Raw genomic sequence first — 13,671 nt, 5'->3', positions numbered from 1 at the left:
GGCCTGATGTGAGCCACGAGTTCGAATCCCGTCGCGAGGAATGGATCGCCCGAGAGGAGCTCGCCGAGCGGATGATCCCGCTGATCGGCAGCCTGTATCGCCGTCACGGCGTCGTCACCTCGATCCATGGCCGTCGCCTGATCAACCGGTCGGCCGTCGAGCTGCTCAAGGCCCACCGGTTCGCCCGTCAGGCGGGCGATGTCGAGCTCGACCTCGACGACACGATCCGCGTGCTCGAGGCGCTCGCCGAGATCGCGCCCGGGCCGGCCTCGGTCGACGTCGCGCGTCTCGTGTCGCGCTTCCACGCCGCCGCGCCCGGCACCGACCTCGTCGACTTCCTGCGCGGCGAGCTCGCGCCGGTGCTCGTCGACGCGGGCGAGCCGGCGGCATCCGGCACCGACGTGGTGCTCTACGGCTTCGGACGCATCGGGCGGTTGCTCGCCCGCATCCTCATCGCGCACGCCGGCGGCGGGCAGAACCTCCGCCTCCGCGCCATCGTCGTGCGCAAGGGCGCAGAGAACGACCTGCAGAAGCGCGCGAGCCTGCTGCGCCGCGACTCGGTGCACGGTCCCTTCCAGGGCACGATCACGGTCGACGAGGAGGCGAACACGATCCTCGCGAACGGCACGCTCATCCAGGTGATCTACTCCGACGACCCCGCGACCGTCGACTACACCGCGTACGGCATCTCCGACGCCATCGTGGTGGACAACACCGGCCGCTGGCGTGACGAGGCGGGCCTCAGCCGCCACCTCGATTCGAAGGGCGTCGCGCGCGTGCTGCTGACGGCGCCGGGCAAGGGCGCGATCAAGAACATCGTGCACGGCATCAACCACGAGGCCATCACGGCCGACGACCGCATCCTCTCGGCGGCCTCCTGCACCACCAACGCCATCACGCCCGTGCTCGCGGCGATCGACGAGGCGTACGGGATCGTGCGCGGCCACGTCGAGACGGTGCACTCGTTCACGAACGACCAGAACCTCATCGACAACTTCCACAAGGGCGACCGCCGCGGGCGTTCTGCGGTGTTGAACATGGTGATCACCGAGACCGGTGCGGCGAAGGCCGTGTCCAAGGCGCTGCCCGCCCTCGAGGGCAAGCTCACCGGGTCGGCGATCCGCGTGCCCACGCCCGACGTGTCGCTCGCGATCCTCAATCTGCAGCTCGAGCAGCCGACCGACCGGGCCGCGCTGAACGCGTACCTGCGGCAGGTCTCGCTCACGTCGCCGCTGCGGCAGCAGGTCGACTACATCGAGTCGGCCGAGGTCGTCTCGACTGACTTCGTCGGCAGCCACCGCGCCGGCATCGTCGACGGGCTCGCGACCATCGCCGACGGCACCGACGTCGTGCTCTACGTCTGGTACGACAACGAGTACGGCTACTCGTGCCAGGTCGTGCGCGTCATCGAGGCCATGGCGGGCACGCACCCGATGGTCCTGCCCGAGCGCCAGCCCGTGCGCGTCGAGCAGGTCGTCGCGGCATCCGTGCCCGAGGTCGCCGAGGTCGGCTGAGCGGATGCCGCGCCGGGGCGGCCGCGCCTAGGCTGGGACGCATGACCCGAGAAGCCGTCATCGTCGACGTCATCCGAACCCCGGTCGGGCGCGGCAAGCCCGGCGGGCTGCTGAGCGGGGTCCACCCGGTGGACCTCCTGGCGGGCGTGCTCGCCGCGCTCGTCGATCGCAACGACCTCGATCCCACGCTCGTCGACGACGTCATCGGCGGCTGCGTGAGCCAGATCGGCGAGCAGTCGTACAACGTCGTCAGGAACGCGGTGCTGGCCGCCGGGTTCCCCGAGACGGTGCCCGGCACGACCATCGACCGCCAGTGCGGGTCGAGCCAGCAGGCCGCGACCTTCGCCGCGCAGGCGATCATGGCCGGGCAGGCCGACATCGTGATCGCGTGCGGGGTCGAGTCGATGAGCCGTGTGCCGCTCGGGTCGAGTGCGGCCGGGGCCGACCCGTACGGCTCGCGCGTGCGAGCCCGCTACCGCGAGGGCCTCGTCAACCAGGGCGTGTCGGCCGAGCTCATCGCCGAGAAGTGGAACTTCTCGCGGGAGCGGCTCGACGAGTTCGCCGCTCGCTCGCACGCGCTCGCGGCGGCGGCGGGGGAGTCGGGCGCGTTCGCGACCGAGGTGGTGTCCGTCCCCGGCGTCGACTCGCTCGCCGACGAGACCGTGCGGCCCGCCACGACGGTCGAGTCCCTCGCCGGACTGAACCCGGCGTTCCGCACCGACCGGCTCGCCGAGCGGTTCCCCGAGCTCGAGTGGCGCGTGACGCCCGGCAACTCGTCGCCGCTCACCGACGGCGCCTCGGCCGCGCTCATCATGAGCGCCGAGGCGGCCGAACGGCTCGGGCTCGAGCCGCGAGCGCGGTTCCGCGCGTTCTCGGTGGTCGGGAGCGACCCGCTGTACATGCTCACGGGCGTCATCCCGGCCACCGCGAAGGTGCTCGAACGGGCGAACCTCACGCACGACGACATCGACGTGTACGAGGTCAACGAGGCGTTCGCGTCGGTGCCGCTCGCGTGGCTCGCCGACACGGGTGCGGCTGCCGCGAAGCTGAACCCGCGCGGCGGCGCGATCGCGCTCGGCCATGCGCTCGGCTCGAGCGGCACGCGCCTGCTCACGACGCTCGTGAACCAGCTCGAGGCCACGGGCGGGCGCTACGGGCTGCAGACGATGTGCGAGGGCGGCGGCATGGCCAACGCCACCGTCATCGAGCGCGTCTGACCCGCGCACGCCGCCCCGAGGCCCCTGCCTGCATCGAGTGAGACCGGGCGCGTCGAGTGTTACCGCTGCAACGGCATCACCGGACGTGAAGTGCATCACTCGGCGGAACGACACCACGAAGGAGACCCATGGAACTCAGCGGAGCATCAGCGATCGTCACCGGCGGCGCGTCCGGACTCGGACGGGCGACGGCCGAGGCCCTCGTCGAGGGAGGCGCGCACGTCGTGATCGTCGACCTGCCCGGCCCGCGCGGCGACGAGGCGGCCGCCGCCCTCGGCGAGCGCGTGCGGTTCGTGCCGGCGGACGTCGCCGACGAGGCCCAGGTCGCCGAGGCGGTCGCCGCGGCATCCGCGCTCGCGCCGTTGCGCGTGGCCGTGAACTGCGCCGGCATCGTGACGGCGAACCGCACCGTCGGCCGCGACGGGCCCGCGCCGCTCGACGCCTTCGAGCGGACGATCCGGGTCAACCTCATCGGCACGTTCAACGTGCTCCGGCTCGCCGCCGCCGCCATGGCCCGGACCGAGCCCGTGAGCGGCGGAGTGCCCGGCGGACCGGCGACCGCCGAGCGCGGCGTCATCGTCAACACCGCCTCGGTGGCGGCCTTCGACGGGCAGATCGGCCAGGCCGCGTACTCGGCGTCCAAGGCGGGCGTGGCCGGGATGACGCTGCCCGTCGCGCGCGACCTCTCGAAGCTGCTCGTCCGCGTCGTCACGATCGCCCCGGGCATCTTCGAGACGCCCATGATGGCCGGCATGCCCGACGACGTGCGCACGTCGCTCGAGCAGCAGGTGCCGCACCCCTCGCGGCTCGGCCACCCCGCCGAGTACGCGGCGCTCGTGCGCTCGATCATCGCGAACCCGATGCTGAACGGCGAGGTGATCCGCCTCGACGGGGCGATCCGGATGCAGCCGAAGTAGGCACCGCCCACGACCGCGACGAGCGGATGCCGTGGGGTGCGCGCCCCGCGGCATCCGCTCGTGTCGGCCCGCGTGTCAGATGCGGCCGAGCGTGAGGGCGGATCCCCCGCGCCCACGGACCGTCTTGACGAATCCGTCGATCACGTCCCACACCGCGATGCCGATGAACACGATGACCAGCACGGTGGTGGTGACTCCGGCCGCCTCGCCCCAGGGCCAGCCGACCGCGTCGAGGAACTCGGGGTTGAAGAGCTGGCCGGTCGCGAGGAGCCACAGCGCCGGGACCGTGAACGCCACGTTCAGCACGAGGTTCGCGATGGCGAGCGGCCAGTTCCAGCCCTGCAGGTAGATCGCGATGGCGAACAGCATCTCGAGCACGATCAGCACGAGGAAGTACGGCAGCCAGAACGACCACAGGCCGGGGTCCAGCACGGGGATCGCCGTGTCGGACCGATCGAAGAACGGCGGCGAGACCTGCTGCCAGAGGATCAGCACGGCGAACAGCGCGAGGAACACGAGCGACGCGATGAGGTCGCCGAGCCGGCCGGCGCGACCCTCGTCGCGGACGTCGGGCAGTTGGGCGGGCGTCCACCGCTCGACGGCCTGCGTGCCGGGCGTGCGTTCGAGGATCGCGAACACGAGGGTCACCCAGAAGGCGAGGTGCACGATGAGGGCGAGCACCGTGCCGATCACCTCGGCGGCGACCTCGCCGGGCTCGGCGCCCGACAGGAGCTGCGCCAGCAGCACCGCGCCCGCGGTGACGGGCAGCACGATGGCGTAGAGCAGGGTCAGCAGACGCTTCCAGGTGAGGAAGTACCGCGGCCCGATGAGCTGGAGCGGGCGGTCGACGTAGGCCGCGGCGAGCGCGGACGGATCGCCGAGCTCGCGGAGCACCGCTTCCTCGGCGTCGGCCGGCGTGGTGCCGTCGCCGGCCGCGAGCCGGGCGTCGACCTCGTCGGCGATGCGCTCGCGCAGCTCTCGGGCGAACTCGGTGCGCTGCGCCTCGGGGAGGTCCCGCGCGGCCGCGTACACGTAGCGGTCGGTCAGCGTGGCGGTCGGGGTGGTCATCGTGCGTCTCCCGAGGTCAGGCGGGTCAGGGCCCGGTCGATGTTCTTCCAGTCGGCGGTGAGGATGCCCGCGAGCTGCTCGCCCGCGGGGCTCGTGCGGTAGAACTTGCGAGGTCGTGCCTCGTCGGTGTTCCACTCGCTCGTGAGGAGGCCCTGCTTCTCGAGCCGTCGCAGCAGCGGGTAGAGCGTGTTGGCGTCGACCGTGATGCCGAGGCCGTTCAGCGACTCGAGCAGGGCGTATCCGTAGTCGGGCTCGCACAGCCGGACGAGGCAGCCGAGCACGACCGTGCCGCGGCGCAGTTCCTGCAGGTGCCCGGCGGTGGTGTCATCCGTACTCATGTCGAGCACTGTACCGTGCGTCACACACTATTGCAAGACACCCGATGCCGGATGTCGCCACGGCGGGTACGTCCTACTCCGTGGCGTGCGCCTCGAGGAAGGCGTAGACCTCCGCGTCGTCCACGCCGGGGAACGTGCCGGAGGGCAGCGGCGAGAGCACGTGCGCGTGCAGTCGCGCACTCGGCCACGCGCGGCCGGCCCACCGCTCCGCGAGGCCGTCGGGCGCGCGGCGGCAGCACGACTCGTCGGGGCACGTCGACGTCGCGCGCACCGTGGTCTCGCGACCGCGGAACCACTTCGCCTGGCTGAACGGCACGCCGACGGTGATCGAGAACTCCGCGGCATCCGTGCGCCCCGTCTGCGTCGCGTCCCAGAACGTGCCCGCGGGCGTGTCGGTGTACTGGTAGTTCTCCGTCGTGCGGTTGGTGTGCTCGAACGCGCGACGGGCGCTCCAGTGCTTGCACACCCACTGTCCCTCGATCGAGCCCGTGACATCCGTCGGCAGGGGCAGCCCGTCGTTCTCGTACCCCTTGAGCAGTGCGCCGTCGCCGTTCACGCGCAGGAAGTGCACCGTCATGTCGAGCCGGCTCGTCGCGAGGTTCGTGAACCGGAGCGCCGCGGCCTCGTGGGTCACGCCGAACGCGTCGCGGAAGTCCTCGATCGCGAGGCGCTTCTCCTTCTTCGCCTGCTGCAGGAACGCGACCGACGCGTCCTGCGGCATGAGGCACGCCGCCGCGAAGTAGTTGATCTCGAGCCGCTGCCACAGGAACTCGTCGTAGCTCGCCGGGGGAGTGTGGCCGAGGAGCCGGTGCGCCATCGCCTGGAGCGCCATCGACCGCAGGCCGTGCCCCCCGGGGATCGAGGCCGGCGGCAGGTAGATGCGCCCGTTCTCGAGGTCGGTGATGGAGCGCGTCGAGTCGGGCAGGTCGTTGACGTAGATGAGCTGGAAGCCGAGCTGCTCGGCCATGACGCTCACCTCGCGATGGGTGAGTGCGCCCGACCGGTGGCCCGAGGCGCGCACGCGCTCCTCGGCCAGGTCCTCGATGTCGGGCAGATGGTTGGCCTGCTCGCGCATGCGCTCGCGCAGGTCCGTGTTCGCGCGACGCGCCTCCTCCGGCGTCGCGATCGCCTCGGTCGCCCGCCGTTCGAGCTCGCGGTGCAGGCCCACGATCGCCTCGAGCGACTCGTCGGGCATGCCGCGCGTCGGCTTCACGTGCGGCAGTCCCAGCGCCGCGTACAGCGGATTGGCCTGCGCGCGCGCGAGCTCGAGCTCGAGGGCGGCGCGCCGGCTCGGCGCCTCGCGTGAGAGCAGGTCGGCCAGGTCGACCTCGAGCGCCGACGCGAGCGCATCGAGGGTCGAGAGCTTGGGCTCGCGCTTGCCGTTCTCGATGAGCGAGAGCTGGCTTCCGGCGAGGCCCACGGCGGCGCCGAGCTGGTCGAGGGTGAGGCCGCGCTCGCCGCGGTAGTGGCGGATGCGGTGGCCGAGCGTGGCCAGGTCGGGGCTGCCGAGCTTCATGCCTTGAGAATATCGAAAGATGTGCAATTCTTAACATCAGATCTCGTCGAACGGATGCCGCTTCTGCTCGCAGACTGGAAGCACATCACCGATCCCGGTGCTTCCCGAACCTCCACGAAGGGACGACGATGACCATCTCCGACTTCACCGTCAACGGCCCGGGCGCGGCCGCCGACGAGCAGGCGCACGCCAAGGGCACCACCGACGCCGCACTGAAGGCCTGGGTCGCCGAGATCGCCGCCCTGACCAAGCCCGACGAGATCGTCTGGTGCGACGGCTCGAAGCGCGAGGCCGACGAGCTCACCCGGCAGCTCGTCGCCGAGGGCAAGCTCATCAAACTCAACCCCGAGTGGCGCCCCAACAGCTACCTGGCCCGCACCGACCCCTCGGACGTCGCGCGCGTGGAGGACCGCACGTTCATCTGCTCCACCTACGAGGAGGACGCGGGCCCCACGAACAACTGGCGCGACCCGCACGCGATGCGCGAGGAACTCACCGAGGTCTTCGACGGCTCGATGAAGGGCCGCACGATGTACGTCGTGCCGTTCTCGATGGGCCCGCTCGGCGGCGACATCAGCCAGCTCGGCGTCGAGATCACCGATTCCCCGTACGTCGTGCTCTCCATGGGCATCATGACGCGCATGGGCGAGCAGGTGTACCGGCTGATCGAGGCCGGCGAGCCGTGGGTGCGCACCATCCACTCGCTCGGATACCCGCTCGTCGACGGGGTCGGGCACCGCCGGGACGACGTCGAGTGGCCGTGCAACGACACCAAGTACATCGTCCAGTTCCCCGACTCGCGCGAGATCTGGTCGTACGGCTCGGGCTACGGCGGCAACGCGCTCCTCGCGAAGAAGGCGTTCGCCCTGCGCATCGCGAGCGTCATGGCGCGCGACGAGGGATGGCTCGCCGAGCACATGCTGCTCATCAAGATCACCTCGCCCGAGGGGAAGGCGTACCACGTCGCGGCGGCGTTCCCGTCGGCCTGCGGCAAGACGAACCTCGCCATGCTGCAGCCCACGATCCCGGGCTGGAAGGTCGAGACGATCGGCGACGACATCGCCTGGATGCGTCCCGGCGAGGACGGCCGCCTCTACGCGATCAACCCCGAGGCCGGCTTCTTCGGCGTCGCGCCGGGCACCGGCGAGTCGACCAACCCGACCGCGGTCCAGACGCTCTGGGGCAACACGATCTTCACGAACGTGGCGCTGCGCCCCGACGGCGACGTCTGGTGGGAGGGCCTGACCGACGACGCGCCGGCCGAGCTCATCGACTGGGAGGGCAAGCCGTGGACCCCCGGGTCCGGCCGCCCCGCAGCGCACCCGAACTCGCGCTTCACGGTGGCAGCGGCGCAGTGCCCGCAGATCTCCGACGACTGGGACGCCCACGACGGCGTGCCCATCGACGCGATCCTGTTCGGCGGCCGCCGCGCCACCAACGTGCCCCTCGTCGCCGAGGCCCGCAGCTGGAAGCACGGCGTCTTCATGGGCGCGACCATCTCGTCCGAGCAGACCGCCGCCGCCGAGGGGACCGTCGGCGAGCTCCGCCGCGACCCGTTCGCGATGCTCCCGTTCTGCGGCTACAACATGGCCGACTACTGGGGCCACTGGGTCAAGATGGGCCGCATCCTCGACGTGAACGCGCCGAAGATCTTCCAGGTCAACTGGTTCCGCAAGGGCCACGACGGCTCGTTCCTGTGGCCGGGGTTCGGTGAGAACTCCCGCGTGCTCGAGTGGATCGTCGGCCGAGTGGAGGGCACCGCCGAGGCGCGCGAGACGCCGATCGGCCTGCTGCCCGCCGACGGCTCGCTCGACCTGGACGGCCTCGACCTCTCGCAGGACACGATCGACCATCTCTTCGAGGTCGATCCGACGACGTGGCTCGCCGAGTGCGACCTCACCGAGGAGTACTTCGCCCAGTTCGGCGACCGCGTGCCGGCCGCCCTGCGGGCGGAGCTGTCGAGCCTGCGGTACCACCTGCAGCAGCAGGCGCAGCAGCCGCAGCAGTCCTGACGACCGACGGCGACGGATGCCGCGGGCGCGGCGTGCACGGGAAGGCGCGCCACGCCCGCGGCATCCGTCGTCTCGTCGTGGGAGCGCGTCAGTCGATCTGGCCGCGGATCTCGCCGCCGGGAATGTCGCCCGGTTCGTTCGTCACCGGGCCGCCGTCGTTGGTGTGCACGTTGACGTAGGCGTCGCCGGCCTCGATCGCGGCGAGCAGCTCGTCGAGCGTCTGACCGGCGAGCGGGCCGACGAGGTCGGCGTCGGTGATCGATCCCGTGGCGATCACGCCGCTCGTCCGCCCGGCACCGGCGGCCGCCGGTCCGTACAGGAAGGTGACGACCGCGCCGTTCGTCCCCGCCTCGCCGAGGTGGATGTGCGCCGCGATCGGGTTGTGCAGGTTCGCCACGATGAGCCGGTACTCGAGCGCGCTCCCGTCCGACGAGAGCCGGAAGACGGCCACGCCGCGCGCGAGCGACGCGTTGGCCGGCACCTCCTCGGCGGCGCTGAGCTGCGCGGTCCACGTCGTGTCGTCCGCCTGGGCGGCGACGGGTGCCATCGAGGCGGCCGCGGCGAGTGCGGCGGCGAGCAGGATGTTGGACGCTCTCATGATCGGACCCCTGTCTGCAGTCATCGCCCGACCTCGGCGTCGGCCGATGCTCGCATTCTCGACCCGAGGCGCGGCCGCGTAAAGCCCCATTCCGAGACGCGGGTGCGTCGCGTGCGCGCCACGCGCGCGACCTCCGTCGTCTCCTCCCGGGCCGGGGCTACCGTGAGCCGCGGAGGGACGCATGGAGTTCGGCACGGTGATCACGAGGGTCGGCGAGGCCATCGACGTGCTCGGCGTCGCGGCGATCGTGGTCGGCGTGCTCTACGCGTCGGCGGATGCCGCGATCCGGCGGGTCCGTCGGACCGGCCCCGTCTACGCGCGCTTCCGCCGGGTGCTCGGGCGCGGCATCCTGATCGGCCTCGAGCTGCTCGTCGCGGCGGACATCATCCGCACGGTGGCGGTCACGCCGACCCTCGAATCGGTGAGCGTGCTCGCGCTCATCGTCGTGATCCGGACCTTCCTCAGCTGGTCGCTCGAGGTCGAGATCTCCGGTCGCTGGCCGTGGCAGAAGGCCGGCGCCGGAGTCGTCGAGCCCGATGACGACACCGTCCGGCCGGTCGCGGCAGATCGACCGTGACCACGATGCCGCTGCCCGATCGCGTGACCGCCGGGAAGGGGTGCCGACCGGCACTCGACCGTTGAGCGCGATGATCAGGACTCGAGCGGCCAGACGGCGAGGACCGTGCGCATCGCGCGTCCCTCGGGCGGCCTGAGGTCGACGAGCGCGACCTGGGTCAGCCGGACCCTCCGCCCGGGCGCGACGGTGCCGTGCGCGGTGTCGGTGACGTGCGGACGGTAGTCGGCGCGAGCCCGCGCGACGTCGACGTCCGCTTCGCGAAGCGCCGACAGCACCCGGACCCGCATCGCGCCGAGGGGGCCGGCGTCGCGGAGGAGCGTGACCGGCACGTCGCGTCGGGTGCCGAACATGGCGCGATCGGACGCGTCGGCGTCGACCGCCCGCCGGCCGTGCAGCACCGGTCCGAGGAGCGCGACGACCCAGGCCGCCTCGTGGTGCGTCTCGAAGGGCTCGACCACGGTCACGTGCAGCGGCCATGCGGAGACCGGGAACGACTCGCCGGCGGTGACCGGCTCGAGGGGCAGGACGACGGCGAAGCGGCCCATGCGCCCAGCGTACGCGGGCGGCATGGGCCGCTTCGGTCGGTTCAGATGCCGGCCTCGCCGAACAGGTCGAGCAGCGCGTCCGGGGCGAAGCGGATCTCGACGGAACCGGTGGGGCCGCCGCCGGCGGTGCCGACCCAGAGGCCCGAGCCCTCGTGCACGCGCATCCATCCGTCGCGGAACACGACATCGGTGCCGAACACGATGCCGAGCACCGGCGACTGGCCGGCGCGCACCGCGATCGACCCCTCGACGTCGTGCTCGGCGCGCGCGTCGACGTCCTCGCGCGCCTCGACGCCCACGAGCGGGCGCACCGCGGGGGTCGCGAAGCCCGGCGCGTCGAAGGAGCTCGCGGATGCGGCATCCGGCACCACGCCGACGTGCACGCTCGTCGAGGCGAGCGCGGTCTCGGCGCGGCCGTCGAGCACCAGGCGACTGCCGACCCGGAAGCGGTAGAACACGCGCCCGTCGGCGGGTGCGGCGGGGAGCACGACCGAGCTGGCCCAGTTGCGTGACCACGCGAGCGGACCGCCCTGCCGGTTCGGCGGGTCGTAGAGGCTCGCGGTGATCCGGACGGCGCCGTCGGTGCGCGTGGGCGCCGAGCGCAGCGAGCTGTGGCGTTCGCCGTCCGGCGCGACGGTGCGCGCCTGCTCGAACGCGGGCAGGCGCTGGGTGTCCCATTCGCGCAGCCAGGACTGCAGGCGGGCCCGCAGCGCGGCGAAGTCCGGACCGGCCTCCGGCGCGGCGTCGGTGGGCGGGGCCGCGAGCACGGCCGCGAGGTCGCGGGCGGGCAGTGCGCGGTCGGCGGTTCGGGGGGCGTCGAGCATGGTCATGGTGATGGTCCTCCGTCGATGCGGCGCGGGCGCGCCGGGTGACTCGAATGGAGGACACGCTACGAACCGCGGCACCCCGCGGCATCCGCGCACGCCCCGGGACGGCATGGGGGACAACCCTGAACCGGGATGGCGGCGGTCCGCGTCAGACCAGCAGCTGGTGCTCGGCGAGCTCCCGGTAGAGCGGCACCGCCCGGACGAGCTCGTCGTGCGTGCCCTCGCCGATCACGCGGCCCTCGTCGAGCACGATGATGCGGTCGGAGTCGACGACGGTCGACAGCCGGTGCGCGATCACGATGAGCGTCCGGCCCGCCGACACGGCGTCGATCGCCTCGCGCATCATGCGCTCGTTGACGCCGTCGAGGGAGGACGTCGACTCGTCGAGCAGCAGGATCGGCGGCGCCGCGAGCAGGGCGCGCGCGATCGCGAGGCGCTGGCGCTCGCCGCCCGAGAGCATGATGCCGTTCTCGCCGACCTGCGCGTCGAGCCCGGCCGGGTCGCGCTCGAGCACGCCGCCGAGGTTCACGGCGTGCAGCACGTGCACGCACTCGTCGTCGGTCGCGTCGGGGGAGCCGAGCCTGAGGTTGTCGCGGAGGCTGCCGGCCAGCACGGGCGCATCCTGCTCGACGTAGCCGATCTGCGCGCGCAGCTCGGTGCGCTCGATCGAACGGAGGTCGAGTCCGCCCATGCGGATCGTGCCGACGCTCGGGTCGTAGAACCGCTCGATGAGCGACAGGATCGTCGATTTCCCCGCGCCCGACGGGCCCACGAGCGCGATGCGCTGCCCGCGCGGCACCCGGAAGGACACGCCGCGCAGCACCGGCTGGCGGTCGGTCACGTCGGGTTCGGGGAGGTGCTCGTCGGCCGACTCGTTCGCGGGGTCGGCGGGGTCGTTCGGCGTCGTGACCGCGTACGCGAAGTGCACAGCGTCGAATTCGATGGCCGGGGCCTCCGGCAGCAGGCCCTCGTTGGCGGGGCCCACCATGACGGCGCGCGCCGCGATGCGGCGGTCGTGCGCATCCTCGTCGGGGAGGTCGAGGATCTCCTGGATGCGCCCGAGCGCGCCGAGCGCCTGGTTCACCGACGTGATCGCCCCGAACGCCTGCCCGAGCGGGAGGATCATCATGAACAGGAACAGGATGAACGCGACGAGGTCGGCGATGGTGATCGCGCCGGATGCCACGCGGAACCCGCCGACGCCGAGCACGACGAGGAACGACACCTGCATCGCGATGCCCGCGATCGGCACGATGAGCGCGGAGATGCGCGCGACCTGCACGCCCATGCGCCACGCGCCCTCGGCCTGGACTCCGACGTCGGCGACCTCGCGCTCCGTGGCGCCCGCGGCCCGGATGGTGCGCACCGATGAGATCGCGCGCTCGACCGAGGCGGCGACGTCGCCCACCTTCTCCTGCGCGGCGCGCGACGCCTCGCGCACGCGCGCCGAGAGGAGGGTGACGGTCGTGACGGCGATCGCGACCACGAGCACGGTGAGCCCGAGCAGCACGGGGTCGATGACGAGCATCGCGATGATCGCGCCGATGAAGGTGACGGCGCCTCCGATCGCCTCGACGAGGCCCTGCGTGAGGACCGCGCGGAGCATGGTCGTGTCGCTGCCCACCCGCGAGACGAGGTCGCCCGTGCGCCGGGTGTCGAACTCGGCGATGGGCAGGTGGAGGATCTTGGCGACGAGGCGCTTGCGGCTCGAGAGCACGACGCCCTCGCCCGTGCGCTGCAGCAGGTAGTGCTGGTATCCCGTGATGATCGCGCTCAGCACGACGAGCGCGATGAGCGCCCAGACGAGGCCGTCGAGCGGGTCGCCGGCCTCGACGATCGTGATGACCCGGCCGACGAGGAGGGGCTGGGCGAGGCTCGCGATCGCGCCGATGACCGAGAGGACCGCGACGATGATGAGCACCGGTCGGTGCTCGAAGATGAACGGCAGCAGCTGCCGGAAGGTCGCCCGGGGCCCGGGCGGGGTCTCGCCGCGTCGGCCGAAGGGGTCGCGGCGTCCGGCCGGGTCGGCGCGACCACCCTGCGCCTGGTCGGCACCGGCCGCGGACGCGTCCGCGTCGGCATCGGCTCCTGCGGCGCGGCGGCCGGGCAGGGGGATCCCGCCGGTCCGCGCCGAGCGTGCGGCCGCGCGTTCCGCGGCGCGTGCCTCGGCTCGCGTGCCGGGGCGCATCTCGATCTCGCTCATCTCGTCTTCCTGTCGCGTGGGCGCGCGGCGGCGGCATCCGTTCGCGGCGGTCGCGGGCCGCCTTGCAGCATACGGGGGACGGCTGGGAGTTCAGGCGCGCCCGTACTTCTTGTGGACAGCCTGCCTGCTCACCTCGAGTGCGAGCGCGATGAGCTGCCAGCTCGCGCCGGCGGCACGGGCGCGACGCACCGCGGTGGCCTCGGCCCGATCGAGTTCGCGCACGAGTTCGACGCGTGCCGCCCGGATGCGGCGCAGCGCCCGGTAGGGGTCGTCGCCGTCGGCTGCGGCGATCGCGGTCCTGAGCGCTCCGTCGTCCATGGCGTCAACCATAGTTGACGG

General features: G+C 72.2%; 13 protein-coding genes. 5 read left to right on the top strand and 8 right to left on the bottom strand.

Annotated features, from left to right (window positions below):
- Positions 1-8: 8 nt before the first annotated feature.
- The 3 genes from WBQ80_RS05650 (at position 9) to WBQ80_RS05640 (ending at position 3,648) form a co-directional block, all read left to right on the top strand.
- Positions 9-1,514 carry a glyceraldehyde-3-phosphate dehydrogenase gene (locus tag WBQ80_RS05650; RefSeq protein WP_336572941.1) on the top strand — a complete coding sequence of 502 codons (1,506 nt, stop codon included), beginning with the start codon at positions 9-11 and terminating at the stop codon, positions 1,512-1,514.
- A 41-nt stretch (positions 1,515-1,555) separates the two neighbouring features.
- On the top strand, positions 1,556-2,731 hold the full coding sequence (locus WBQ80_RS05645; RefSeq protein ID WP_336572940.1) for a thiolase family protein: 1,176 nt from the start codon (positions 1,556-1,558) through the stop codon (positions 2,729-2,731).
- A gap of 128 nt (positions 2,732-2,859) precedes the next feature.
- Positions 2,860-3,648, top strand: coding sequence for an SDR family NAD(P)-dependent oxidoreductase (locus WBQ80_RS05640; protein WP_336572939.1), 789 nt, complete (start codon positions 2,860-2,862; stop codon positions 3,646-3,648).
- A gap of 75 nt (positions 3,649-3,723) precedes the next feature.
- Here the strand turns inward: WBQ80_RS05640 and WBQ80_RS05635 are convergent, their stop codons facing one another.
- From WBQ80_RS05635 to WBQ80_RS05625, 3 genes are all read right to left on the bottom strand, one after another.
- Positions 3,724-4,716 carry an HAAS signaling domain-containing protein gene (locus WBQ80_RS05635; protein ID WP_336572938.1) on the bottom strand — a complete coding sequence of 331 codons (993 nt, stop codon included), beginning with the start codon at positions 4,714-4,716 and terminating at the stop codon, positions 3,724-3,726.
- Positions 4,713-5,054, bottom strand: coding sequence for a PadR family transcriptional regulator (locus WBQ80_RS05630; RefSeq protein WP_336572937.1), 342 nt, complete (start codon positions 5,052-5,054; stop codon positions 4,713-4,715). Before WBQ80_RS05630 ends, WBQ80_RS05635 begins: the two co-directional genes overlap by 4 nt.
- Before the next feature lie 73 nt (positions 5,055-5,127).
- Positions 5,128-6,570, bottom strand: coding sequence for a helix-turn-helix domain-containing protein (locus WBQ80_RS05625; RefSeq protein WP_336572936.1), 1,443 nt, complete (start codon positions 6,568-6,570; stop codon positions 5,128-5,130).
- Between the two features lie 128 nt (positions 6,571-6,698).
- Here WBQ80_RS05625 and WBQ80_RS05620 point away from each other — a divergent pair, with 128 nt between their 5' ends.
- Complete coding sequence (locus WBQ80_RS05620; RefSeq protein ID WP_336572935.1) at positions 6,699-8,582, top strand: phosphoenolpyruvate carboxykinase (GTP); 1,884 nt, start codon at positions 6,699-6,701, stop codon at positions 8,580-8,582.
- A gap of 88 nt (positions 8,583-8,670) precedes the next feature.
- On the opposite strand, the gene WBQ80_RS05615 is transcribed toward WBQ80_RS05620, so the two are convergent.
- Positions 8,671-9,180 (bottom strand): CHRD domain-containing protein, encoded by a 510-nt coding sequence (locus WBQ80_RS05615; RefSeq protein WP_336572934.1) that lies wholly within the window; start codon positions 9,178-9,180, stop codon positions 8,671-8,673.
- 181 nt (positions 9,181-9,361) lie between these two features.
- Here WBQ80_RS05615 and WBQ80_RS05610 point away from each other — a divergent pair, with 181 nt between their 5' ends.
- On the top strand, positions 9,362-9,757 hold the full coding sequence (locus tag WBQ80_RS05610) for a DUF1622 domain-containing protein (RefSeq protein WP_336572933.1): 396 nt from the start codon (positions 9,362-9,364) through the stop codon (positions 9,755-9,757).
- A 74-nt stretch (positions 9,758-9,831) separates the two neighbouring features.
- On the opposite strand, the gene WBQ80_RS05605 is transcribed toward WBQ80_RS05610, so the two are convergent.
- From WBQ80_RS05605 to WBQ80_RS05590, 4 genes are all read right to left on the bottom strand, one after another.
- A complete protein-coding gene (locus WBQ80_RS05605) occupies positions 9,832-10,302 on the bottom strand; it encodes a 2'-5' RNA ligase family protein (protein ID WP_337282486.1) in 471 nt (156 codons plus the stop codon).
- A 41-nt stretch (positions 10,303-10,343) separates the two neighbouring features.
- Positions 10,344-11,132 carry a hypothetical protein gene (locus tag WBQ80_RS05600; protein ID WP_337282485.1) on the bottom strand — a complete coding sequence of 263 codons (789 nt, stop codon included), beginning with the start codon at positions 11,130-11,132 and terminating at the stop codon, positions 10,344-10,346.
- Between the two features lie 145 nt (positions 11,133-11,277).
- On the bottom strand, positions 11,278-13,332 hold the full coding sequence (locus tag WBQ80_RS05595) for an ABC transporter ATP-binding protein (RefSeq protein ID WP_336572930.1): 2,055 nt from the start codon (positions 13,330-13,332) through the stop codon (positions 11,278-11,280).
- Positions 13,333-13,422: 90 nt separating this feature from the next.
- Positions 13,423-13,650 (bottom strand): hypothetical protein, encoded by a 228-nt coding sequence (locus tag WBQ80_RS05590; RefSeq protein WP_336572929.1) that lies wholly within the window; start codon positions 13,648-13,650, stop codon positions 13,423-13,425.
- Between the last annotated feature and the right edge of the window lie 21 nt (positions 13,651-13,671).

The sequence above is a fragment of the Agromyces sp. CCNWLW213 genome (assembly GCF_037199545.1).
GTDB lineage: Bacteria > Actinomycetota > Actinomycetes > Actinomycetales > Microbacteriaceae > Agromyces.
Note: the sequence above shows the minus strand (reverse complement) of the source record. Positions and strands in the feature narration are given on the sequence as shown.